The following is a 24,109-nucleotide window of genomic DNA, read 5'->3' on the forward strand; positions in this document are numbered from 1 at the left end:
GGAACGATCATGACGGGGTATCCGGAGGCCGGGCGCGGCCTCATGCTGTCGGTGATGGCATCGACGCTGTTCGCGCTGATGTCCGCCTACGCGAAACTGCTCGCGCCGCTCACGGGGCTCGACATCTTCGCGTGGCGCGTGTTGTGGACCGCACCGGGCGCGCTCGCGCTGATCGCGCTGCGCGGCCGCTGGCCGGCGCTCGTCGACCTCCTTCGGCGCAGCGTGCGCGACTGGCGCCTGCTGATCGCGGTGCCCGTGAGCGCCGCGCTGCTCGGGGCGCAGTTGTGGCTGTTCCTGTGGGCGCCGCTGCACGGGCGCATGCTCGAGGTGTCGCTCGGCTATTTCCTGTTGCCGCTGACGATGGTGCTCGTCGGCCGCTTCTACTATTACGAACGGCTCGATCCGCTGCAATGGGCGGCGGTCGCATGCGCCGCGCTCGGCGTCGCGCACGAAGTGTGGGCGACGCGCGCGTTCGCGTGGCCGACGCTTGTCGTCGCGCTTGGTTATCCGCCGTATTTCGTGCTGCGCCGGCGGATCAACGCCGATTCGCTCGCCGCGTTCGCGGTCGAGATCGTGCTGCTGTGCCCGGTCGCGTTCGCAATGGTCGCGACGAGCGCGACGCGCGTGGCCGGCCATCCCGTGCTGTGGGCCGCGCTGCTGCCGGGGCTCGGCGTGCTGAGCACGCTCGCGCTCGCGAGCTACCTGAAGGCCAGCCGGATGCTGCCGATGGCCCTGTTCGGGATTCTCGGCTACGTCGAGCCCGTGCTGCTCGTCGCGGTGTCGTTGTTGCTGCTCGGCGAAACGCTGAGCGTCGCGAAGCTCGCGACGTACGGGCCGATCTGGGTCGCCGTTGCGCTGACCGCGTGGCACAGCGCGATGCTGATGCGGCGCCTGCCCGCGCGCGGATAGGCGTCGATCGCGACGCGGCGGCGGCGGAACGTGGCGCAGATCGCATCGGCATCGGCACCAGCACCAGCACCAGCACCAGCACCAGCACCAGCACCAGCACCAGCACCAGCACCAGCACCAGCACCAGCACCAGCACCAGCACCAGCATCGCCATCGCCATCGCCATCGCCCGGCGGTCGAACCCGTCGATGCTGACCGCAAACTGGCGTCGCGCTGTCGTGAATCTGGCGATACCGCCTGCTTCGCATCACAAGGCTCGCGCGTGTAATCGAACAGAAGATTCGGTTGCACTTTGTTACTTAGGGTCTCCCCTGATCGGCCATTAGACTGGCCTCACCGACTTCCCTTCGTATGCAGCCTTTCAATGAACGGTCCTCTCCGTGCCTGGCCGGCCGGGTTGGCGCGATGCGGGCATACGCGTATCGCGGCTGATCCCGCGCGCCTTCTTCTTCCCGATCCATTCCCCGGTGCGTGCCGCACCGCTGTCGCGCGGGTGCGCTCATGTCGTTGAGCGTGCCGCCCGCCACGGCTCGGCCGCCGCGCGGCGGCCGCCTGATCGAAGTCGATTTCTTCCGCGGCATCGTGCTGTTGATGATCGTCGTCGACCACATCGGCGCGAGCGTGCTGTCGCGCGTCACGCTGCACGCGTTCGCGCTGTGCGACGCGGCCGAGGTCTTCGTCTTTCTCGGCGGTTTCGCGACCGCGAGCGCCTATGGCGCGATCGCCGAACGGCACGGCGCGCGCGCCGCGCAACGGCGGTTCGTGCGCCGCGCGATGCAGATCTACCGCGCGTTTCTCGCGACCTCGACGCTGATGCTCGTCGTGTCGGCCGTGCTCGACCATTACGGGATCGATGCGCCGAACCTCGCGCTCGACGACGTCAGCGTGATGCTCGCGTCGCCGCTCACGGGCCTTGCCGAGCTGCTGACGTTCCAGCGCCAGCCCTATCTCGCGTCGGTGCTGCCGATGTACGTGCTGTTCGCGCTCGCGTCGCCGGTGCTCGTGCCGTTCGCGCGCCGGCATCCGTGGCTGCTCGTCGCGCTCGGCATCGCGTCGTGGATCGCGGCGGGCTGGCTCGGCCCCGAGCTGCTGGACACCGACGGATTCCGCTGGAGTTTCAATCCGTTCGCGTGGCAACTGATGTTCGTCGCCGGCGTGCTGGCGCGCTGCCAGCCGTTCTACCGGCGCATCGCGCTCGGCCGCTGGAGTGCCGCGGCGACCGGGCTGGCCTGCGCGGTCGTGCTCGGTTGCGCGAGCTACAAGCTGTTCTCGGGGCTGCCGCTGCCGGAAGGCGTGTTCAAGCGCGATCTCGCGCTGCCGCGCGTCGTGAGCTTCGCCGCCATCGCGTGGCTGATGGCCGATTGTGTGCGCTTCGGCTGGATCGCGCGGATCGCGCAGGGCGTGCGGCCGGTCGTGGCCGTTGGCCAGCGCGGGCTGATCTGCTTCGTCGCGGGCGCGGCGATCTCGCTCGTCATCGATTCGCTCCTGCATCCGGTCGTGGGCAGTGCCGACCTGCGGCACGTCGGCGTGGGCCTCGTGGCCGACGCGTGCGCGCTCGGGCTGATGATGGCCGTGGCCGGTTCGGGAACGTGGATCGCGCGGTGGCGCGGTGCGGCCGCGTGAGCGGCGCGGGCGGCACGGAACGTGCGGCGCGGCGTCAGTGAGGTGAGCCGATACGGGAGCGGGGAACGGCGGTCGGGTCGTCGGTTTCGGCGTCGTCGCGCTCGTCGGGCGCCGGATCGTCGCGTTCCGCGAGTACCGCGTCGGCTTCGGCTGCTGCCCGGGCGGCGCGCAGTGCAGTGCATCGCTGCGCGTACCGGATGTCCGAGAGGATCCGGAGGAGCCTCGTGGTCTTGCTTTTCATGGTCTTCTCCCGCCAGCGCGCATCGCGGCGGATGCACTGCTTTGCAACCAGTGTAGGACGCAATCGCGCAACCGGCGGGAGAATGTGGCGTGCAGGCCGCACGCCGAGGGATAGTCCTTACTGGGCCGTGGCGGCACCCTGCGCCTGCAGCGATTCCTCGCGGCGCTCTTCCGTACAACGCTGGTGCTGGCGCGACAGGCGGTTCATCAGCGGCAGCAGCAGCAGCGCGAGCAGCATGCCGATCGCGGCGAGCCAGCCGAGCTTCTCGAACAGCGACAGGTAGAGCGGCAGCGATTCGGTGGCCGGCAGTTCGTGCGACGGCATCTGCGCGAAGTTCGCGACGACGCTGCCCAGATACTGCGACACGCCCGTCGCGACGAAGTACGCACCCATCATGAAGCCGCTCATGCGCGCCGGCACGTAGCGGGCGATCATCGCGAGGCCGAGGCCGCTCACCAGCAGTTCGCCGAGCGAGTAGAGGCCGTAGCCCCACACCATGAACCACGACGACACGCGGCCGTCCACCGCAAAGCGGCCGCTGATCGTGAACACCAGGTAGCCCGCGGCCACCGCGCCGAAGCCGAGCGCGTACTTCGCGGCGACCGGGAGGTCACGGCCGCCCTTCGCGACGGCGTTGTAGACCCACACGAGCACCGGGCTGAGCAGCATGATCCAGATCGGGTTCAGTGCCTGGAACTGCGCGGCGCTCCACGTGAACAGCGTCGTGCCGAACAGCATGAAGCGCGGATCGACGTTGCGCAGCGCGAACAGCGTCAGCGACGTCGACATCTGCACGTAGAAGATGAAGAACAGGATCACCTGGCCGATCAGCACGAGCGCCGCGATCAGGCCGGCGCGCTCCGAGCGCTCCGACTTCGCGATCATGTACGCGAAGATCGCGAGGATCGCGAACGCTGCCGTCCACACGCTGGCGACGGCGAGCTGCTTGTGCTGCAGCACGTACAGCGTGACCAGCGCGAGGCCGACACCGCCCAGGGCGACCGCGCCGAGGCGCTTCCAGCGGATCGGCTGGTCGTCGGGCAGCGAGCCGACGTGTGCGAGCGTGCGATGCATCAGCATGAAGTTGAGGATCGCGAGCAGCATGCCGCCGCAGCAGACCGCGAACGCGGTGTGCCAGCCCCAGTGATCCTTGATCCACGGCGTCGCGAGCATCGACACCGTCGAGCCGATGTTGACCGCCATGTAGTAGATCGTGAACGCGCTGTCGATGCGCGCGTCGTCGCCTTCATAGATGCGGCGCACGAGGTTCGCCGCGTTGGCCTTGAACAGGCCGTTGCCGACGACGATCACGCCGAGCGACGCGTACATGTACGTCAGCTGGTCGTTCGGTACCGACAGCATCAGGTAGCCGGCGCAGAGCACGGACGCGCCGATGATCATCGTGCGGCGGGCGCCGAGCACCTTGTCGCCGATCCAGCCGCCGATCGACGGCGCGGCATAGACGAGTGCGGTAAACGCACCCCAGGTCAGGTTCGCATGGCTGTCGGTGAAACCGAGCCGGTCGACCATGAAGAGGACCAGGAGCGCGGCCATGCCGTAGTAGCCGAAGCGCTCCCACATTTCGATGAGGAAGACCGTCGTGAACGATCGGGTTTGTGAAACAGGTGGTTGCATCATCAATCTCGTTTGAAACGGACGGCACGGATCGCGCGTCGTCTTGGGGTCGAACTGGCGCCGATGCACAATGGGCCGGGTAAGCTTTGCGCTGGCGATGGAACAGTCGGGCGGTTAGCCCGGGCCGGAGCCTGACTCCGCCTGGTGTGGCGGGGAGGGGCCCCGACCGGCGCGCGCATGGTAACGGCTGCCGGTCCGGTGCGTCTGGTATCCGCCACTTAGGGAAACTCCTAATGTGGCAGTAGCTTTCAGGAACATTCGTCTCATCATTTACTTGTAAGCTTTCATGCCGGCTCTCCGAAGATTCCCGGAGAGCCGCTTGCAGCTTGCCTGTGAAGCCGGCGAGTCTGGCAAGATAGCGCGTCGTTTCGCTCGCTTCGTGTCCCGTTTAGTGCACCGGGCTCAACACCGAAGACGGGTGCGAACCCGAAGACTAAGCTATATCGTTCTAACTTAGTTATTTTCCATCAAACATTTTTTGACGATCACTTTTCGGCCTGCTATGGTTCCCCCCACTGAAAACTCGCGGTCCGCAGATGCTGCCGCCGCTCTGGGCAGCAAGATTCGCGCGTTGCGCCAACGACTCAAGCGCACGCTCGACGACACCGCTACCGCCGCGGGGATTTCGAAGCCGTTTCTGTCTCAAGTCGAACGCGGGCTCGCGTCGCCGTCGCTGACATCGTTGGCCGGTATCGCGCACGCGCTCGGTGTGACGGTGCAGTACTTCGTGGATACGCCGAGCGAGGAACGCTCGGTCTGCCGAGGCGAGCAGCTGCGCTTCTTCGGGTTTGCCGATTCGGCGAACCTGTTCGCGAGGCTGACGAACGTGTCCGAAGGGCGCCAGCTGGAGGCGATCCTCGTGAGGATGCCGCCGGGGCAGAAGCGGTCCGAGGTGACGACACATGCAGGAGAGGAGTTCCTGTATGTGATTGAAGGGGAAGTGTCGCTGACGCTGGAAGGCAAGACGTTCGTCCTGCAGGCCGGTGACAGTTCGCACTATCAGTCGACGGTCCCGCACAGCTGGGTCAACACCGCGAAGATCGAGTCGGTGGTGGTCTGGGTGGGTACGCCGAGGCTGTTCTAACGCACAGGTATTCCTTCGTTTCGAAGACGGAATACCTGTCGAAAGAAACGTAAGGAATACTAAAATGCAATACGAGAATCACGGGCCTCCTCAATCGCTGCGCCCGTCAGCGTCTCACGCGTAAGCCGCGGCATCCGCCGTGCGACGCTCACCGAACAACCCTTCTCAAGACTGCCACGATGAAATCCTTGCATGCCATGTCGGCCGTGCTGGCCGCGCTCGCCCTGACGCCTGTCGCCCACGCCGTTTCCGTTCCGTCGAACGTCGCGCTCGCTCCCCAACAGGACCTGACGCGCCAGGTGCCCGCCGAAGTCGAGTCGCTCGACCCGGCGCACATCGAATCGTGGACCGGCAACACGATCGGCCTCGACCTGTTCGAAGGGCTGGCGCGCATCGACGCAGCCGGCCAGGTCGTGCCGGGTGTCGCGCTGTCGTGGGAACGCAAGACGCCGACGACGTGGATCTTCAAGCTTCGCCACGACGCGAAGTGGAGCAACGGCCAGCCGGTGACGGCCGCCGATTTCGTCTATGCATGGCAGCGCCTCGTCGATCCGAAGACGGGCTCGAAGTACACGATCCTCGTCGAGTTCGTGAAGAACTCGAAGGACATCATCGCGGGCAAGGCCGCGCCGTCGACGCTCGGCGTGCGCGCCGTCGACCCGTACACGCTGGAAGTGACGACCGACGTGCCGGTCGCGTTCTTCCCCGAGCTCACCGCGATGGTGCCGCTCGCACCGGTGAACAAGGACACGGTGACGAAGCTCGGCGACGCATGGACGCGCCCGGGCAACATCGTCAGCAACGGCGCCTACCAGCTCGTCGACTGGCAGCCGAACAACCGCATCGTGATCTCGAAGGATGCGAAATACTGGAATGCGCCGAAGGTCGTGATCAACAAGGTCACGTACCTGCCGATCGAGAGCGACGAGACGGCGATGCGCATGTACCAGGCCGGCCAGATCGACTACAGCTACTCGATCCCGTCGGGGATCTTCCAGCAGGTCAGCAAGCAGTTCGGCGGCGAACTGCGCCAGGGCCTGCAGCTCGCGACGTACTACTACTACCTGAACAACAGCGATCCGGCACTGAAGGACAAGCGCGTGCGCCAGGCGCTGTCGATGGTGCTCGATCGCGACGTGCTGACCCAGAAGCTCACGCAGGCCGGCGAGAAGCCGATGTACGGCCTGATGCCGAACGGCACGAAGGGCGTGCAGCCGTTCACGCCGGACTGGGCGTCGTGGCCGATGGCGAAACGTGTCGCGACCGCGAAGGACCTGCTGAAGCAGGCCGGCTATTCGGACGCGAAGCCGCTGTCGTTCACGCTGACCTACAACACCAACGACCTGCACAAGAAGGTCGCGCTGTTCGCGGCGTCCGAATGGCGTACCAAGCTCGGCATCAACACGAAGCTCGAGAACGTCGAGTTCAAGGTGCTGATGAAGCAGCGCCATGACGGCAAGGTGCAGATCGCGCGCGACGGCTGGTTCGCCGACTACAACGACGCGATGACGTTCTTCGACCTGCTGCGTTGCGGCAGCGCGCAGAACACCGTCGGCTACTGCAACAAGCAGGCCGATGCACTCGTCGACGAAGGCAACCAGAAGCTCGACGACAAGGCGCGTGCCGCGCTGCTCACGCAGGCACACGATCTCGCACTGAGCGACACGCCGATGGTGCCGCTGTTCCAGTACTCGGCCGACCGTCTCGTGAAGCCGTACGTCGGTGGCTACTCGCTGAAGAACGTGATCGACATGCGTGCGTCGCAGGACATGTACCTGATCAAGCACTGAGCGGAGCGATCATGCTGGCCTACGCATTGAGGCGTACGTTGTGGGCGGTGCCGACGATCCTCGCGGTCGTCACCGTCTGCTACCTGCTGCTGCACCTGACGCCCGGTGGCCCGTTCGATACGGAAAAGCAGCTGTCCGCGGCGACGCTCGCGAACCTGAACGCGAAGTATCACCTCGACCAGCCGCTGTGGAAGCAGTACCTGATGTACCTGAACGCGCTGCTGCACGGCGATCTCGGCCCGTCGTTCCGTTACGTCGACTGGTCCGTGAACGACCTGGTGCGCAAGGCGCTGCCGGTGAGTCTCGGCGTGGGCGGCCTGTCGATCCCGATCTCGATCGGGCTCGGCGTGCTGCTCGGCACCGTCGCGGCCGTGCGCCGCGACAGCTTCATCGACCGCATCGTGATGCTGATCGGCAACGTCGGCAACGTCGTGCCGCCGTTCGTGCTCGGCCCCGTGCTCGTGTGGATCTTCGCGATCCTGCTGAAGACGTCGGCCGGCAACGGCTGGCTGCCGGCGGGCGGCTGGGGTGACGGCGGCTGGCAGTACCGGCTGCTGCCGATCGTGCTGCTGACCTTCATCAACATGTCGCTGCTCGCGCGCGTGATGCGCGGCTCGATGATCGAGACGCTGTCGAGCAACTACATCCGCACCGCGCGCGCGAAGGGCCTGCCGGGCTCGACGATCGTGCTGCGCCACGCGCTGAAGCCCGCGCTGATGCCGGTCGTGTCGCTGGTCGGCACGGTCTGCATCTCGTCGATCACCGCGGCCGTCGTCACCGAATCGGTGTTCGCGCTGCCGGGCCTCGGCCAGCTCGTCGTGAACGGTGCGATCAACCGCGACTACACGCTCGTGCTCGGCCTCGTCGTGCTGACCACCGTCTGCGCCGTGCTGTTCAACCTGCTGGTCGACCTCGCGTACGCGTGGCTCGATCCGCGCATCCGTTATTGAGCGAGGCACCGCGATGACTCCGACTACTCCCGTCGTCGGCCTGCCCGTGCAGACCGACACGCCGCCGCGTTCGCGCTCGCCGCTCGCGCTCGCCATGGCGCGCTTCCTTCACAACCGTGCGGCCGTGTTCAGCCTCGTGCTGCTCGCGCTGATCACGATCGCGTGTTTCGTCGGCCCGTGGCTGCTGACCGCCGACCCGGCCGCGAGCGACTGGGGCGCGATCAGCCTGCCGCCGACCTGGGCCAACCAGCACTGGTTCGGTACCGACGAACTCGGCCGCGACCTGCTCGTGCGCACGCTGATCGGCGGACGCGTGTCGATCGAGGTCGGCGTGCTCGGCACGCTCGTGTCGGGCCTGTTCGGCGTCGCGTGGGGCGCGACCGCGGGCTTCGCGGGCGGCCGCACCGATGCCGTGATGATGCGCGTCGTCGACATGATGTACGCGATCCCGTACCTGCTGATCGCGATCCTGATGATGACCCTGTTCGGCCGCTCGTTCATGCTGGTCGTGCTGACCATCAGCGCGTTCTCGTGGATCGACATGGCGCGTGTCGTGCGCGGCCAGACGCTGTCGCTGCGCAGCCGCGAGTTCGTCGATGCGGCGCGCGCGATCGGCGTGTCGCCGGCCACGATCGTGCGGCGCCATGTCGTGCCGAACCTGCTCGGCGTGGTCGTCGTGTACGCGACGGTCTCGGTGCCGGGCATCGTGCTGACCGAATCGGTGCTGTCGTTCCTCGGCCTCGGCGTGCAGGAACCGATGACGAGCTGGGGCGTGCTGATCCAGGACGGCGCGCAGAAACTGGAATCGATGCCGTGGCTGCTGCTGGCCCCGGCCGTCATGCTGTGCGTGACGCTCTACTGCGTGAACTTCGTCGGCGATGGCCTGCGTGACGCGCTCGACCCGAAGGATCGCTGAAATGGGTGCACTGCTGGAAGTAGACAACCTCGGCGTGCGCTTCACGCGCAAGGACGCGCCGCCGGTCGACGCCGTGAGCGGCGTGTCGTTCTCGCTCGAAGCCGGCAAGACGCTCGGCATCGTCGGCGAATCGGGCTCGGGCAAGAGCCAGACCGTGATGGCGCTGCTCGGCCTGCTGGCCGGCAACGGCACGACGTCGGGCGCCGCGCGCTATCGCGGCGACAACCTGCTCGAGATGGATGCGCGCGCGCTGAACAAGGTGCGCGGCGACCGGATCGCGATGATTTTCCAGGACCCGATGACGTCGCTCAATCCGTTCCTGACGATCGAGCGGCAGATGACCGAGACGCTGCAGCTGCATCGCAAGCTGTCGCGCAGGGAAGCCACGAAGCGCGCGATCGAGGCGCTCGAATCCGTGCGTATCCCGGACGCGGCGCGCCGCATCCGCATGTATCCGCACGAGTTCTCGGGCGGGATGCGCCAGCGCGTGATGATCGCGATGGCGCTGCTGTCCGAGCCGGAGATCCTGATCGCCGACGAGCCGACCACCGCGCTCGACGTGACCGTGCAGGCGCAGATCATCGACCTGCTGCGCGAGCTGAACCGCGAGCGCGGCACGGCAATCGTGCTGATCACGCACGACATGGGCGTGGTCGCGGGCCTCGCGGACGACGTGATGGTCATGTATGCGGGCCGCACCGTCGAATACGCGCCGGCCGAATCGATTTTCGCGGCGCCGTCGCATCCGTACACGATCGGCCTGCTCAACGCGCTGCCGCGCCTGACCGACGCGGACGATGCGCCGCTCGTCGCGATTCCAGGCAATCCGCCGATGCCCGGCACCGCGCCGGCCGGCTGCGCGTTCGCGAAGCGCTGCACGTATGCGGAAGAACGCTGCGGCGCGGCGCGCCCCGCGCTCGAAACCTATGGCGCCGTGGGCGCGGTGCGCGCGTGCCACCGGCCCGTGGCCGATATGACGGGAGGTCTGCGATGAGCGTCGATGAACGCCGCAATACCGGCGCGACGGACGACACGCTGCTGTCCGTCGATGGGCTGAAAGTGCATTTCCGTGTGCCGCTCGGCGGCTACCCGTGGTCGCCGAAGGGCACGCTGCGCGCCGTCGACGGCGTGTCGTTCGACGTGAAGCGCGGCGAGACCGTCGGGCTCGTCGGCGAATCGGGCTGCGGGAAGTCGACGCTCGCGCGTGCGCTGATCGGGCTCGTGCCGATGACGGCCGGCGTCGTGAAATGGCGCGGCGAAGCCGTCGCGCCCGATCACCTGCGCGGCACCGCGATGCGGCGCGAAGTGCAGATGATCTTCCAGGACCCGCTCGCGTCGCTCGATCCGCGCATGACGATCGAACAGGTCGTCGCGGAGCCGCTCGTCACGCACCAGGCCGGCCTGGGCCGCACCGAGGTGCGCCGCCGCGTGATCACGATGCTCGAACGCGTCGGCCTGAACGCGCATCACCTGCTGCGTTATCCGCATGAATTTTCCGGCGGGCAGTGCCAGCGCGTCGGCATCGCGCGCGCGCTGATCGGCGAGCCGAAGCTCGTGATCTGCGACGAACCCGTATCGGCGCTCGACGTGTCGATCCAGGCGCAGATCGTGAACCTGCTGCGCGATCTTCAACGCGAACTGTCGTTGTCCTATCTTTTCGTTGCACACGATCTCGCCGTGGTGAAGGCGATCAGCCAGCGTGTGCTCGTGATGTATCTCGGCCGCGTGATGGAGTTCGGCACGCGGCATGACGTGTACGGCGTCCCTCAACACCCGTACACGAAGGCGCTGCTCGATGCGGCGCCGACGCCGGAGCCGGCGCGCGAGCGTGCTCGCCGCCCGATGCTGCTGGCGGGCGAGATGCCCTCGCCGCTCAACCCGCCGTCCGGCTGCGCGTTCCGCACGCGCTGCCCGGTCGCGATCGACGCGTGCGCGCAGGACGTGCCGCTGCCGGAAGTTCGGCAGGGGTCGGCGGCGCGTGTCGCGTGCATCCGCGCGGGTGTGGCGTGAGCTGAAGTGACGCAGCAAACATAACCAAGGCAGGTCAACAGGGGTAGGTGCGGCGCGAACGATCTTCGCGCCGCGGGTACAGGCGCGTCCTTAACCGGGCGCGCCGGGGGGCCGGGAGCGGATCGCAGCCGGCGTGGACGATATCAACACAAGACGAGAATTACGATGAAAAAACAGAAGACGATCGGGACAGCATCGAAAATGCTGCTCGCATGGGGGCTGCCGGCACTCGCCGGTGTCTCGCTGACGGGCGTCGCGCACGCCGACGACGCGGCCCCCGCACCGCTGACGGTCGCCCAGGCCGCACCGGGCGCGACCGTTGCGCAGGCAACGACCCCGAACGCCATTGTCAACGCCGAAGCGACCCAGGCCGTCACGCCGCCCGACGAGCCGTCGGCCCAGTCGCAGTCGAAGGGTTTCATTGCCGACAGCCACCTCAACTTCCTGTTCCGCAACTATGCGGACGTGCTCGACGCCAAGGGCGGCCCGCATCGCCACGCGTGGGTCCAGGGCGCGATGGCGAACTTCGAGTCGGGCTATACGACGGGCCTGATCGGTATCGGCTTCGACGCGTCGCTGTATGCGGCGCTGAAGCTCGACGGCGGCCAGGGCGCCGGCAGCATGGTGCACATCGCGAAGGGCGGCGGTGGCGGCAACCAGCTCGCATGGGCCTATCCCGGCATCTACGACGTGAAGGCGCGCATCTCGAACACGGTGGTCAAGTACGGTCTGCAGGCCGTCGACAACCCGTTCATGGAGCAGCACGACAACCGTGCGCTGCCGCCGACGTTCCTCGGCGCGACACTCGTCAGCAATGAATTCAAGAACGTGATGCTCGAGGCCGGCAGCTTCACGAAGACCAACGCGCGCGGTCACACGACGCTCACCAACCTGACGACGCAGTACGGCGGCACGCGCATCAATCGCCTGTCGTATGTCGGCGGCACGTGGGATTACTCGCCGAACGGCGAAATCGCGCTGTACGCGAACCAGGCCGACGACGTGTGGCACCAGTACTACGCGTCGGTGAAGCACAGCATCGGCAGCCCGCAGACGATCAAGTGGACGGGTTTCGGCAACGTCTACTCGACGCACGACACGGGCGATGCGCTGCAAGGCAAGATCAACAACAACGCGTACAGCCTGTCGCTGGCCGCGCAGCACGGCCCGCACGAGCTGCTGCTCGGCTTCCAGCAGGTGCTCGGCGACCAGTTCTTCGACTACCTGAACGAAACGAACGGCATCTTCCTGACCAACTCGATGGACGTCGACTACAACGCGCCGCACGAAAAGTCGCTGCAGCTGCGTTACACGTTCTACGGCAAGGAAGCGGGCCTGCCGGGCTTCAAGGCGATGGTCTGGGGCGTGACGGGCTGGGGCGCGGACGGCAGCGCGAGCGCGGCGCTCGACCCGAGCAAGTCGAGCATCTACTGGAGCAACGGCGCGCCGGTGCAGGGCCGTCACCACGAGTTCGGCTTCATCCCGTCGTACACGTTCCAGAGCGGCAAGCTGAAGGACACGAAGGTCACGTTCATCGCGATGTGGCACGCCGGTTCGGCGCACTACTCGGATGCGACGAACACCGAGTACCGCCTGGTCGTGAACCTGCCGCTGCACGCGTTCTGATCGAAGGGGGCATGCGCCCCCGCTTCGCACGGCCGGCTTCGATCGAAACGATCAGGCCGGCTTGTGCAGCCCCGCGACCGGATCGTTCGCGGCCGGCATGTCTTCCACGAGCGACGTGAGCTGGCGGCCCGTATCGCGCCAGGCGTCGAGGCCGCCGCGCAGCGCGAGCGCATCGGTGAAGCCGGCGTCGAGCAGGCGCTTCGCCATCAGGGCCGCCGTTACTTCGTTCGGGCACGAGCAGTACACGACGAACTTCTGCGAGAGCGGATAGCGCGCGACGATGTCGCCGATCTGGCGATCGTCGGCGAATTGCGCGCCGGGAATCGTGAACGGGTCGAGCTTGCGATGCTCGGGCGAGCGCACGTCGAGCACGACCGGCGCGGTGGCGTCGCGCAGCAGCAGGTCGAGTTCGTCGACGCTGATCCGCGCATTGGCGAGCTGGCGGATCAGCGCGCGGCGGCGCATCCAGCGGATCGCCGCATACACGGCGAGCAGCGCGACGATCACCAGCAGCACCGCGCGGCCGAGGTGGCTCGCGCCGGCGAACAGCCAGTCGATCTGCCGGTAGAACACCAGCCCGGCCACCAGGCCGACGATCGTCCACAGTGCGGCGCCGAGGGCATCGTAGCCGGCGAACGTGCGGTAGCGCGTGCCGAGCGCACCGGCCATCGGCACCGACACGAGCGACAACCCGGGAATGAAGCGCGCGACCGCGAGCACGCGCACGCCGTAGCGGCCGAAGAAGCGTTCGGTCTTTCTCACGCAGGTATCGCGCGACAGCGACAGCCGGCAGATCGTCTTCAGCGTCGTGCCGCCGTAACGGCGCCCGGCGACGTACCACACGGTGTCGCCGATCAATGCGCCGAGCACCGACAGCGCCACCACCGTCACCAGTTGCGAGCCGATCATCTCGGGATGCATCGCGGACATCGCGCCGAACAGCACGAGCGTCGGCATCGCGGGCACCGGCAGGCCGATGGCCGCCGCGAGCACGTTGGCGAAGACGAGAAGCGGCCCGTATTGGGCGACGAGGTCACGGAGCATGACGGCTGGCCGAAAAGGACATGCGTGGGCAGGAAACGCAGATGGGCCGATTATCGGCCTTTTTCAAGACAACGGCGGGAATGACGGAAAGCGCCGGACGGCGGCAGGGGCGCGGTGAGCCGACGCGCTGCGAGCGGCTCACCGTTCGGAATCAGGAGGAGGTGCGGGCGAGCGACGCGGCGCCGTGGTTTTCGCCGGGCAGCTCGGCGCCGTGCGAGCGGATCGCCGCGATCAGTTCGGCCGGCGTGATCTCGTAACGGACTTCGCGATGGATGCCGGGCTTGCGTTCGTCGATCTCGATCAGCAGCACGCTTTTGCCGTCGCCGGTTGCCTCGAGCCGGAGCGAGCGCAGTTCGCGGCCGTCGGCCGGGTCGTGTTCGGTGAGCAGGGTCATTGCCCCGGATGAGCCGGTAGTGCGCATCGAACCTATCCTCGTATCGTGGATGCCGTAGTGGCGAAGATGTCTTTGTTGAATACAGCCTCACGCAGTTTAACGCGAACGGGCCGCAAGTCGGAGCATTTTCGCGCGCTGAAATGAGGGCTGAACCACCGATCCTTCTGATGTTTGAGCCGCGCGGGGCGGGCGTTTGCGCCGGATCGGGGTCGGCCGCGGCCGGCGCCCGAGCGTCGTTCGCGGCCGGGCCCGCGCGGGCGGCGACACGCGGCGCAACGTGGCGCAACGCGTGTCGCCGCGGCAGCATCAGAAGCGGTCGGCGAGCCCCATCGCCGGGTCGCTGACCGAGTGGCGGCCGGTTTCCACGCGGCCGGCGACGCGGCGCGAGAAACCCGGGTCGCTGTCCGCGGTGACGATGAAGTCGTACCAGTGGCCGGTCGAGTCGAGCTTCCAGTCCAGTTCGGCCTGGTCGCCGGCGCGCACCGTGACCGTCCACGTGGTACCGGTGCCGCGACCCTGGCCGTTGCCGTCCTCGATGCCATGGCCGCGACCGTCGTGTGCGCCGCGGCCCGGGAGCGGCCCGTAGACCTGGTTCGACTTCACGGTGAAGCGCACCGTGCCGCCGCCGTGGTTGCGCAGCCGCAGGTGGAGGTTGCCGCTCGCGCCCGCGTAGCCGACGCGGACTTCCGGATGGGGCGCGCGAGCACCGGCCAGGCGGCTCAGGTCGCCGGTGAAGCGGCGGTGATAGCCGTTCGGGCCCAGCACCCACAGGTCATATTTGCCGCCGTCGTCGGCGCGCGCCGCCCAGTCGCCGTGCAGCGTCTTGCCCGGTTCGACGACGTAGCGCCGCGGCAGGCGGTCGAGGTGCAGCTTGTCATAGACGTGGAACACGGCGGCGGCGCGGCCCGTATTCGCGAACTTCAGCGTGAGCGTGCCGTTGCCGGCGTCGGCACGCGCGCTCGCATGCAGTTCGTAAGGCAGCGCGCGCGACGGGCGCACGCCGGTCGCCTGCGCCGGCAGCAACGGCGCGGCCGGCGGCACGATCTTCGGCGCGGCCTGCTGCGCGGCGCTCAGCGCGTCGACCTGGCTTTTCGTCGTGTGGCCCGCGAGCGTCGGCAGCGGTTCGTTGTTCGGCGAGCGGAAGTTGAACGCGCTCGTCAGGTCGCCGCACACCGCGCGGCGGTACGCGCTGATCTGCGGCTCTGCGACGCCGAAGCGCTTTTCGAGGAAGAGCAACGTCGACGTATGGTCGAACACCTGCGAGTTGACCCAGCCGCCGCGGCTCCACGGCGACACGACCCACATCGGCACGCGCGGGCCCGGGCCGTACGGGCGGCCGTCGATCGCCGGCTGGCTCGACGTCGCCGGCGTGAAGTCGTGGTACTCGACCGTGACGTCGGCGTCCCGCAGCGTATGCCCGCCCGCGAGCGTGCCGTCGGCGTTGCGCGACGGCACGGCCGGCGACGGCATGTGGTCGAAGAAGCCGTCGTTCTCGTCGTAGTTGACCAGCAGCACCGTCTTGCTCCACACCTCCGGGTTCGCCGTCAGCGCATCGAGCACCGCCTGCACGTACCAGCCGCCCTGCGCGGGGCTCGACGGCCCCGGGTGTTCGCTGTACACGGACGGCGGGATGATCCACGACACCTCGGGCAGCTTGCCGTTGCGGATGTCGTCGCGGAATGATTCGAGGAAGCCGTACGGCATCGTGTTGCCGAACCCCTTCGCGAGCGGGCTCAGCGGATCGTCGATCGCCGGATCGTAGAACGCGCCGGCCGCCGTCACCGGCTGCGTGATGTCCGTCGACGCGACGTAGGCGGGCCGGCGCGCGGGCGGCATCTGCTCGATCGCCGCGCGCCAGTGGCGGAAGCTCATCATCTCGTTGCAGCCGAAGTTGTCGATCAGGCTCTGGTAGACCTTCCAGTTCACGCCGGCCTGCTGCAGCCGGTCGGCGTAGGTGGTCCAGGTCCAGCCCTGGCTCGACGGGCCGATGTCGTTGCCGCCGTTGAACTGGTTGTTCAGCGCGGCGATCTTCACGCGGCTGCCGTCGGCCGGGCTGATGCCGTTCGGGCCGTTGGTGCCGCTCCAGTAGAACAGGCGGTTCGCGATCGTGCCCGTGTGCATCCCGCAGTGATAGTGGTCGCACAGCGTGAACGCATCGGCGAGCGCGCGCTGGAACGGGACTTCCGCCGCGTCGTAGTAGCCCATCGACAGCGGCGTCTTCGCGTCGGGCCAGCGGTTCATCCGGCCATGGTCCCAGGCGGCCTGCGCATCGGCCCACGTGTGCGGCGTGCCGCCCGCGCGCTGGGCGTTGCCCTGGCTCGCGTCGAGGTGATACGGCGTGACGGTGGCGGCGGGCGTCGGCTTCGTGTACGTCTGGTAGAACACGTTGCGGCCGTTCGGCGACGGCACCGCAAAGCGGTCGCCGTAGCCGCGCACACCCTTGAATGTGCCGAAGTAGCTGTCGAATGCGCGGTTCTCCATCATCAGCAGCACGACGTGCTTGACGTCCTGGATGGTCCCCGTTTCGTGAAACGCGGGAATCGCGAGCGCGCGGCGGATGCTCGGCGGAAACGCGGCGAGCGCGGCAGCGGCGAGGCCGGAAGTGGCGGTCTGCTGGAGGAATGTGCGGCGTGACGTCATGGCGTTCGGGTCCTGTGATGATGGGAGCGTTCGTGACTTCGTCTGGCGGTGCCCGTGCGTCGCCCGCCGGGGCGATGCGAGCGGCATGGAGGGCGAGTGCGGCGGCCGCGCGTGGCGGAAGTGCGCGCATCGCGCACGATCCGTGGTGTCGCGCGGATGCCTGGGCCGGTGCCGCGATCCTGCGCGACGCGCGCTCGTGATGCGCGGGCCAGGACGTCGGCATGCACCGGCCGGGTACGTGCCGGATTGGGCGGCGCCCAGTCTAGGGAGCCGACGTGACGTCGACGTGATGAAGGCATGACATCGCGTGTCGCGCGCGTGACGTTGCGTGCGCAACGATCGATCGGGAAGCATGGGGAAACATCGGGAAGCGATACGTGACGGAAGCGGGTAAGGAATTACCGGTTTCCGGTCGCCGGGCCGGTCAGATTTTCCCTGCGCGTGGAGGCGTGGCTTGAGCGCCGGTCGTTGCGGGTGCAACGGCATCGCATGACGCCGATGTTTCAAATGCGTGAAATCGGATAAGCTCGATCCGTTGCTGCGCATGTGCGCAGCCCGCGCCGCGGGCGCGACTTTTCGGAACCGGCCCACCCATGACCGACATCAAGATCCGGCACAGCGAGACGCACGACGTCGACGCGATCCGGCAGATCGCCGCGCACCCCGCGGTGTACATGTATACGCTGCAGTATCCGTTTCCATCGCTCGAAAAATGGCAGAAACGGCTCGCCAACGCGCACGAGCGCGGCGCGAGCCTCGTCGCCGAAATCGACGGCGCGGTGGTCGGCCATCTCGGCCTCGAGTTCGAACCGAATCCGCGTCGGCGCCATGCGGCAGGGCTCGGCATGATGGTCGACGCGACCCGGCACGGGCACGGCATCGGCAGCCGGCTGCTCGCGGCCGCGATCGATCTCGCGGAAAACTGGCTGAACCTCACGCGCCTCGAGCTGACCGTGTTCACCGACAACCGCGCGGCGATCGCGCTCTACGAGAAGCACGGCTTCCGGATCGAGGGCGAATCGCCGGGCTACGCGTTGCGCGACGGCGTGCACATGTCCGTGTATCACATGGCGCGGATCAAGGGCCGAGAGTGAACGCGCGGCGACGATGCCGCGCGTCATATTCATTCAAGAATTCGTTCGTTTCCCGCCGGCTGCGCGGATCGTATCGTTGAAGGATTTGCCGGCCGCTTCGGGCGGCGTTGGCGGTCGCCGCATCGATGCGCGCGGCTTGCGTCGGCGCACGCCGGCTTGCGCCACGCCGCACGCCGGTGCGCTTCATCGCTTCATGAATCTCGCTGCATGGGCGTCGCTTCAGGTCGTCGCTTCCCGTCGTCGCCTGGCGCGCCACTCGTTTCCGCAACCTTCTTTTTCAACGGACCCGCTTCGATGAAAACCGCTCTCCGGAATCTGACTGCCGCCTGCCTGCTCGCTGCCGCCGCGGGTGCGGCGTTTGCCGCCGCCGCGCCCACGGGCACGCCGGTCGCGAGCGCATCGCCCGACGGCGCGCACCTGCCGCCCGGCATCGCGTGGCAGCACGGCGACGTCGACGCCGCTTTCGCGTTGGCGAAGCGCACCGGCAAGCCGCTGCTGCTCTACTGGGGCGCGGTGTGGTGCCCGTCGTGCAACCAGGTGAAATCGACGATCTTCAGCCAGCAGGCATTCAAGACCCGCTCGTCGTTCTTCGTGCCCGTGTATCTCGACGGCGATACCGAAAGCGCGCAGAAGCTCGGCGAGCGCTTCAAGGTGCACGGCTACCCGACGATGATCCTGTTCCGTCCCGACGGCACCGAAGTGACGCGGCTGCCGGGCGAAGCCGATCTCGACCGCTACATGCAGGCGCTGTCGCTCGGGATGACGGCCGCGCATCCGGTGCGGCAGACGCTCGCGACCGCGCTGAAGAACGGTGCGTCGCTGACGCCGGACGAATGGCGCCTGCTGGCCGACTATTCGTGGGATACCGACGGCGCGCTGCCGGTGCCGGCCGATCGCGTGGCCGAGACGCTGCAGTCGCTCGCGCAACGCGCGCGGGCGGCCGGCGCGAAGGCCGAATCGGCGCGCTTCGCGCTGAAGTCGGCCGTGGTCGCGGCGTCCGACGATCCCGCGCAGGCCGGCGCGCTGGACAAGTCGGCGCTGGCCGATTCGCTGCGCGCGGTGCTGCAGGACCCCGCCTTGTCGCGGGCCGATTCGGACGTGCTGGTCGCCGCGCCCGCGCGTGTGGTCGCGTATCTCGGTGGCGGCGACGCGCAGCGCGCGAAATTGCGCGGCGCGTACGACACGGCGCTTGCGCGCCTGTCGACCGACACCACGCTGTCGTCGATCGACCGGCTGATGGCGCTGCACGGCCGCGTGCTGCTCGCGCGCGGCGATGCCCGCAAGGGCGCACAGCTCGCTGTGCCGGCGCTGGCCGACACGGCGCGCAAACAGATCCTGGCGTCGGTGCAGGGCGCCGCGAACGCATACGAGCGGCAGGCACTCGTCAGCGAAGGCGCGGACACGTTGACCGACGCGGGGCTGTACGACGAGTCGGATGCCTTGCTGAAGGCCGAGTTGCCGCGCTCGTCCACGCCTTACTACTTCATGTCCGGGCTGGCCGCGAATGCGAAGGCGCGCGGCGACAAGGCCGCGGCGCTCGACTGGTACCGCAAGGCATACGATGCGGCGAGCGGGCCGGCGACGAAGCTGCGCTGGGGCGCGACCTATTTTGCGAACGCGGTCGAACTGGCGCCGGACGATTCGGCGCGCATCGAAGGGATCGCCGCGAGCGTGCTCGCGCAGGCCGACAAGACGCGGGACGCGTTCTACGGCGCGAACCTGCGCGCGTTGACCAAGGTCGTCACGCAGTTGAACCGCTGGCGTGGCAGCGGTGCGCACGACGCATCGGTCAGATCGATCGCGAAGCAGTTCGACGGCATCTGTGGGAAACTGCCCGCCGGCGATCCGCAGGCAAGCGCCTGCGAGCGCCTGATCCAGCCGGTCAAGGCATAGATCCGGTAGCACTGCGTGGGCTTTCGGGATGCCGGCCGGCGTATTTCCCGATACCGACGAGGCCACCGACCCCATGCCCCACCTGACGCTCGAATATTCCGCGAACCTCGACGGGTTCGACGCCGGCGCGACACTGCGCGCGCTCAATGTTGCGCTTGCCGCGTCCGGCCATTTCGACGAGCGCGATATCAAGAGCCGCGCGCTGCGGCTCGATACATTTGCGGTCGGCACGTCGCCGGCGCCTCGCGCGTTCGTCCACGCGAAGCTCGCGGTGCTGAGCGGCCGGCCGACTGACGTCAAGCGGGAATTCTCGGAGCGGGTGCTGGCGGAACTGAAGCGGCACGTCGTCGCGCCGCCCGGCATGCACCTGCAACTGTCCGCGGAAATACTGGAACTGGAACGCGAGTCCTACGCGAAAGCGGGCATCGAGCCGCGCTGACCGTGCAGCGCGGTGCGCGCTGCACGCGGCGGGAACGCGGCGCTGACGCGAGCGCAGCCCGCTGGCTTGAAACCGGACTATTGGCCCGTGGCGGACGCGCCGCGATTGCCGTAGCCGGCGCCCGCGGCCCGCGGCGCACCTTGCTGCCGGGCGATCTTCGCTTCGGCGGCCTGGATGCTGGCAGGGTAGAACCAGTCGCTCGGCTGGAAGCCGGCTTTTCTCAGTGCAACCACTTCGGAATGCACTTCGGCGCGCGTGAGCGGCTGGGTGGCTTGCGCCTGCGCGGCGACGGGAGCGGCGAATGCGGCGGCGAGGGCGAGTGTGCGGAGCAGCGGGTTCATGAGCGGATACCTCCAGGTTTTCGACGGCGCCGATCACGTACGGTGACCGTCGAAAGCAGTGTAGGCCTCGCCTGACGCGCGAAAAATGCCGCTGCGCCCAACGTAGTGTTCTCCGGAAGACAACAATGAGCGGCCGGCGCGCGCCCCTGGACGGTGCCCGGCAAAAAGGGGAGGAGCGGGGGAGAAGCCGGCCGCCGCGACGTGGCCGGCGGCCGGCGGGCAGCGGCCCGGAGACGGGCCGCCGCATGCGGGGGTATTACACGAGGCCCGTCGTGTAGTACACGGCGATCACGAAGAACACCGCGAGCGTCTTGATGATCGTGACCGCGAAGATGTCGCGATACGACTCGCGGTGCGTGAGGCCCGTGACCGCGAGCAGCGTGATCACCGCGCCGTTGTGCGGCAGCGTGTCCATGCCGCCGCTCGCCATCGCGACGACCCGGTGCAGCACGTCCAGCGGGATATTGGCGGCTTGCGCGCCCTTGACGAACAGGTCCGACATCGCGGCGAGCGCGATGCTCATGCCGCCCGACGCCGAGCCCGTGATGCCGGCGAGCGAGCTGACCGACACGGCCGCGTTGACGAGCGGGTTCGGGATGCTCTTCAGGGCATCGCTGACGACGAGGAAGCCCGGCAGCGCCGCGATCACGCCGCCGAAGCCGTACTCCGACGCGGTGTTCATCGCGGCGAGCAGTGCACCGGCGACGGCGGCCTTCGAGCCGTCCGCGAAGCGCCCGCTGACGCGTTTGAACGCGGTCAGCACGACCAGCACGATGCCGAGCAGCAGCGCAGCCTCGACCGACCAGATCGCGACGACGGTCTTGATCGACGTCGTGACCGGCGCGTGCACGCCGGGCAGCACTTCCGGCGCGACCGTGTACGATGCGGCGCCGTACCACTGCGGAATCAGCTTCGTGAATGCGAAGTTCGACACGCCGACGAGGATCAGCGGCAGGATCGCAAGCGCGGGATTCGGCAGCGACTTCGCCTCGACGCGTTCCGGTTCGTTGACGAGCGACGTGCCGTAGCCTTCACCCTTTGCCATCGCCGAACGGCGGCGCCATTCGAGATACGTGAGGCCGACGACGATGATGAACAGCGAGCCGATCGTGCCGAGCGCGGGCGCGGCCCAGGCGGTCGTCTTGAAGAACGTGGTCGGGATGATGTTCTGGATCTGTGGCGTGCCGGGCAGCGAATCCATCGTGAACGAGAACGCGCCGAGCGCGATCGCGCCGGGCATCAGCCGTTTCGGGATGTTGCTCTGGCGATAGAGTTCGGCCGCGAACGGATAGACCGCGAACACCACGACGAACAGCGACACGCCGCCATAGGTGAGCAGTGCGCACACCGCGACGATCACCGCATTCGCGCGTGAGCGGCCGATGTAGCGGATCGCCGCGTGGACGATCGACTCGGAGAACCCGGAGAGTTCGATCACCTTGCCGAACACCGCGCCGAGCATGAACACCGGGAAATACAGTTTGACGAAACCGACCATCTTCTCCATGAAGATGCCGGAGAAGACCGGTGCGACGGCGGCGGGTTCGGTCAGGAGCACCGCGCCGAGCGCGGCGATCGGCGCGAACAGGATCACGCTGTAGCCGCGATACGCGGCGAACATCAGGAACGCCAGCGCGGCGAGGACGATCACGAAAGACAAGGGAGTCTCCTAAAAGCTTGGAATGGCTTTGGTTGTTGTTCGATCGCGCGATGCGCCGCGGACCAGCTCAGGTTCGTGCAGGTTTCGTGCCATCGGCCGGATAGCGCCGCCGGACATGGGTCCGCCGGGGACCGGCGGGCCCGCGCCGGTCGTTGTCTGACGATTCTACATAAAACGTCTCCATCTGGAGACGTTTTGGCTATCCGGCCAAGCCTCGACATCGTGCAGGGCTTTACCCGACAACGTATTGCAGCGTGTCTCCGGAGTGAGATAATCCGTCTCGTTCCGGAGACAGCCGGTCGACGATACACGGAGACGAAGACACGATGATGAACGACTGGGCCCGCCTGCCCGTCAACTACGGCGACGTGCTGCGGCGCGCCGCCGAGTCGCTGTTCCGGACCTTCGAGGATTCGAGCGCGGGCACGGTGGTCGTCGATCGCGATGCACGCGTCGTGTGGATGAACGAGCGGTATGCGGCGCGCTTCGGTTTCGCCGATCCGCAGCAGGCCGTCGGCCTCGACTGCGAGGCCGTGATCCCGAACAGCCTGATGCGCGAGGTCGTGTCGACCGGCCAGCCGATCCTGCTCGACATCATGGAGACGGGCCGCGAGCCGCTCGTCGTCACGCGCCTGCCGCTGAAGAACGAGGCCGGCGAGACGGTCGGCGCGATCGGCTTCGCGCTGTTCGACCAGTTGAAGACGCTCACGCCGATCTTTTCCCGCTACGCGCAGCTTCAGCAGCAACTGATCGCGACGCAGCGTTCGCTCGCGCAGGCGCGCCGCGCGAAATACACGTTCGCGAGTTTCGTCGGCACGAGTGCGGCGAGTCTCGAAACCAAGCGCCAGGCGCGCCGCGCCGCGCAGGTCGATTCGCCGGTGCTGCTGCTCGGCGAGACGGGCACCGGCAAGGAACTGCTCGCGCATGCGATCCACGCGGCGTCGGCGCGCGCACTCCAGCCGCTCGTGACCGTCAACGTTGCCGCGATTCCCGACACGCTGCTCGAAACCGAATTCTTCGGCGCCGCGCCCGGTGCTTACACGGGCGCCGACCGCAAGGGGCGCGTCGGCAAGTTCGAGCTGGCTGATCGCGGGACGCTGTTTCTCGACGAGATCGGCGACATGCCGCTGCCGCTGCAGGGCAAGCTGCTGCGCGTGCTGCAGGACAAGGAGTTCGAGCCGGTTGGCTCGAACCGGATCGTGCGCGCGGACGTCCGGATCATCGCGGCCACGAGCGCCGACCTGCCGGCGCTGGTCGCGGCCGGGCGTTTTCGCGCGGATCTCTATTACCGCCTGAACGTGCTGACGATCCACGCGCCGCCGCTGCGCGAGCGCGCCTCCGACATCGCGGCGCTCGTCTACGCAACCCTCGAGGAACTGGCCGCGCAACACGGGCGCGCGGCCCATTGCGAGCTGACCGACGATGCGCTGCGGATGCTGTGTGCGTATCCGTGGCCGGGCAACGTGCGCGAGTTGCGCAATACGCTCGAGCGCGCGCTGATGCTGTCGGACCGGTCGGTGATCGATGCGCGTGCGCTCGCGCCGTTCCTTGGGCCGGTGCGTGTATCGACGGACGGTGCAGTACCGGCGCAGCCGGTGGCTGTGCAGACGGTCGAGCGGCGCGCGGGCGACGTGCGGGCTGCGCCGGCAGCGTCGTATGCCGATGCATTGGCGGCGTGGGAGCGCCAGTTCCTGACCGATGCGCTCGCGGCTTGCGACGGCAAGGTGGTGGAAGCGGCCGCGCGCATCGGGATCGGCCGCGCGACGCTGTACAAGAAGCTGGCGGCGCTGGGCATCGACCGGTAGGCCGATCGGCAAGGC

General features: G+C 67.8%; 22 protein-coding genes. 15 read left to right on the plus strand and 7 right to left on the minus strand.

Features of this window, described 5'->3' with window-relative positions; translation table 11 throughout:
• Positions 1-9: 9 nt before the first annotated feature.
• From rarD to VK92_RS13580, 3 genes are all read left to right on the plus strand, one after another.
• Positions 10-909, plus strand: a complete 900-nt coding sequence (gene rarD, locus VK92_RS13575) for an EamA family transporter RarD (RefSeq protein ID WP_048023797.1) — start codon at positions 10-12, stop codon at positions 907-909.
• Positions 864-1,235: a hypothetical protein gene (locus VK92_RS42440; RefSeq protein WP_197094492.1), complete on the plus strand. Its 372-nt coding sequence runs from the start codon at positions 864-866 to the stop codon at positions 1,233-1,235. Before rarD ends, VK92_RS42440 begins: the two co-directional genes overlap by 46 nt.
• Positions 1,236-1,410: 175 nt before the next feature.
• Positions 1,411-2,532 (plus strand): OpgC domain-containing protein, encoded by a 1,122-nt coding sequence (locus tag VK92_RS13580; protein ID WP_048023798.1) that lies wholly within the window; start codon positions 1,411-1,413, stop codon positions 2,530-2,532.
• 34 nt (positions 2,533-2,566) lie between these two features.
• On the opposite strand, the gene VK92_RS13585 is transcribed toward VK92_RS13580, so the two are convergent.
• Both VK92_RS13585 and VK92_RS13590 read right to left on the minus strand, forming a co-directional pair.
• Positions 2,567-2,773 carry a hypothetical protein gene (locus tag VK92_RS13585; protein ID WP_048023800.1) on the minus strand — a complete coding sequence of 69 codons (207 nt, stop codon included), beginning with the start codon at positions 2,771-2,773 and terminating at the stop codon, positions 2,567-2,569.
• A gap of 117 nt (positions 2,774-2,890) precedes the next feature.
• On the minus strand, positions 2,891-4,411 hold the full coding sequence (locus VK92_RS13590; RefSeq protein WP_048023801.1) for a peptide MFS transporter: 1,521 nt from the start codon (positions 4,409-4,411) through the stop codon (positions 2,891-2,893).
• A gap of 499 nt (positions 4,412-4,910) precedes the next feature.
• Here VK92_RS13590 and VK92_RS13595 point away from each other — a divergent pair, with 499 nt between their 5' ends.
• The 7 genes from VK92_RS13595 to VK92_RS13625 all read left to right on the plus strand — a co-directional run bounded on the left by VK92_RS13595 (position 4,911) and on the right by VK92_RS13625 (position 12,784).
• Positions 4,911-5,492: a cupin domain-containing protein gene (locus VK92_RS13595; RefSeq protein WP_021162455.1), complete on the plus strand. Its 582-nt coding sequence runs from the start codon at positions 4,911-4,913 to the stop codon at positions 5,490-5,492.
• A 179-nt stretch (positions 5,493-5,671) separates the two neighbouring features.
• Positions 5,672-7,282 (plus strand): peptide ABC transporter substrate-binding protein, encoded by a 1,611-nt coding sequence (locus tag VK92_RS13600; RefSeq protein ID WP_042977043.1) that lies wholly within the window; start codon positions 5,672-5,674, stop codon positions 7,280-7,282.
• 11 nt (positions 7,283-7,293) lie between these two features.
• A complete protein-coding gene (locus tag VK92_RS13605; RefSeq protein ID WP_021162452.1) occupies positions 7,294-8,232 on the plus strand; it encodes an ABC transporter permease subunit in 939 nt (312 codons plus the stop codon).
• Between the two features lie 13 nt (positions 8,233-8,245).
• Positions 8,246-9,148 (plus strand): ABC transporter permease, encoded by a 903-nt coding sequence (locus VK92_RS13610; RefSeq protein WP_021162451.1) that lies wholly within the window; start codon positions 8,246-8,248, stop codon positions 9,146-9,148.
• A gap of 1 nt (position 9,149) precedes the next feature.
• Positions 9,150-10,142: an ABC transporter ATP-binding protein gene (locus tag VK92_RS13615; RefSeq protein WP_048023803.1), complete on the plus strand. Its 993-nt coding sequence runs from the start codon at positions 9,150-9,152 to the stop codon at positions 10,140-10,142.
• The gene (locus VK92_RS13620; protein WP_048023805.1) at positions 10,139-11,158 is read left to right on the plus strand and encodes an ABC transporter ATP-binding protein; all 1,020 of its coding nucleotides are present in this window, start codon (positions 10,139-10,141) and stop codon (positions 11,156-11,158) included. Before VK92_RS13615 ends, VK92_RS13620 begins: the two co-directional genes overlap by 4 nt.
• A 165-nt stretch (positions 11,159-11,323) precedes the next feature.
• Complete coding sequence (locus tag VK92_RS13625) at positions 11,324-12,784, plus strand: OprD family porin (protein WP_048023808.1); 1,461 nt, start codon at positions 11,324-11,326, stop codon at positions 12,782-12,784.
• Between the two features lie 51 nt (positions 12,785-12,835).
• On the opposite strand, the gene VK92_RS13630 is transcribed toward VK92_RS13625, so the two are convergent.
• The 3 genes from VK92_RS13630 to VK92_RS13640 all read right to left on the minus strand — a co-directional run bounded on the left by VK92_RS13630 (position 12,836) and on the right by VK92_RS13640 (position 16,862).
• Positions 12,836-13,828 carry a DedA family protein/thiosulfate sulfurtransferase GlpE gene (locus tag VK92_RS13630; protein WP_021162447.1) on the minus strand — a complete coding sequence of 331 codons (993 nt, stop codon included), beginning with the start codon at positions 13,826-13,828 and terminating at the stop codon, positions 12,836-12,838.
• A gap of 151 nt (positions 13,829-13,979) precedes the next feature.
• Complete coding sequence (locus VK92_RS13635) at positions 13,980-14,249, minus strand: hypothetical protein (protein WP_011353737.1); 270 nt, start codon at positions 14,247-14,249, stop codon at positions 13,980-13,982.
• Between the two features lie 279 nt (positions 14,250-14,528).
• Complete coding sequence (locus VK92_RS13640) at positions 14,529-16,862, minus strand: phosphocholine-specific phospholipase C (protein ID WP_048023810.1); 2,334 nt, start codon at positions 16,860-16,862, stop codon at positions 14,529-14,531.
• Positions 16,863-17,455: 593 nt separating this feature from the next.
• On the opposite strand from VK92_RS13640, the gene VK92_RS13645 reads away from it, so the two are divergent.
• The 4 genes from VK92_RS13645 to VK92_RS13660 all read left to right on the plus strand — a co-directional run bounded on the left by VK92_RS13645 (position 17,456) and on the right by VK92_RS13660 (position 20,288).
• Positions 17,456-17,956 carry a GNAT family N-acetyltransferase gene (locus tag VK92_RS13645; RefSeq protein WP_048023811.1) on the plus strand — a complete coding sequence of 167 codons (501 nt, stop codon included), beginning with the start codon at positions 17,456-17,458 and terminating at the stop codon, positions 17,954-17,956.
• A gap of 13 nt (positions 17,957-17,969) precedes the next feature.
• Positions 17,970-18,254 (plus strand): hypothetical protein, encoded by a 285-nt coding sequence (locus tag VK92_RS41735; protein WP_124468723.1) that lies wholly within the window; start codon positions 17,970-17,972, stop codon positions 18,252-18,254.
• Complete coding sequence (locus VK92_RS13655; RefSeq protein ID WP_048023814.1) at positions 18,251-19,849, plus strand: thioredoxin family protein; 1,599 nt, start codon at positions 18,251-18,253, stop codon at positions 19,847-19,849. The genes VK92_RS41735 and VK92_RS13655 overlap by 4 nt, the downstream gene beginning before the upstream one ends.
• 73 nt (positions 19,850-19,922) lie before the next feature.
• Positions 19,923-20,288, plus strand: coding sequence for a 5-carboxymethyl-2-hydroxymuconate Delta-isomerase (locus VK92_RS13660; protein WP_042975155.1), 366 nt, complete (start codon positions 19,923-19,925; stop codon positions 20,286-20,288).
• 77 nt (positions 20,289-20,365) lie between these two features.
• Here VK92_RS13660 and VK92_RS13665 read toward each other — a convergent pair whose 3' ends face one another.
• Complete coding sequence (locus tag VK92_RS13665) at positions 20,366-20,629, minus strand: DUF4148 domain-containing protein (protein WP_021159643.1); 264 nt, start codon at positions 20,627-20,629, stop codon at positions 20,366-20,368.
• A 256-nt stretch (positions 20,630-20,885) separates the two neighbouring features.
• The gene (locus tag VK92_RS13670; protein ID WP_048023815.1) at positions 20,886-22,289 is read right to left on the minus strand and encodes a GntP family permease; all 1,404 of its coding nucleotides are present in this window, start codon (positions 22,287-22,289) and stop codon (positions 20,886-20,888) included.
• A gap of 326 nt (positions 22,290-22,615) precedes the next feature.
• Here VK92_RS13670 and VK92_RS13675 point away from each other — a divergent pair, with 326 nt between their 5' ends.
• On the plus strand, positions 22,616-24,094 hold the full coding sequence (locus VK92_RS13675) for a sigma-54 interaction domain-containing protein (protein WP_048023816.1): 1,479 nt from the start codon (positions 22,616-22,618) through the stop codon (positions 24,092-24,094).
• The last annotated feature ends 15 nt before the right edge of the window (positions 24,095-24,109 follow it).

It is taken from the genome of Burkholderia sp. LK4 (assembly GCF_001043615.1).
In the GTDB taxonomy this organism is placed as follows: domain Bacteria; phylum Pseudomonadota; class Gammaproteobacteria; order Burkholderiales; family Burkholderiaceae; genus Burkholderia; species Burkholderia cepacia.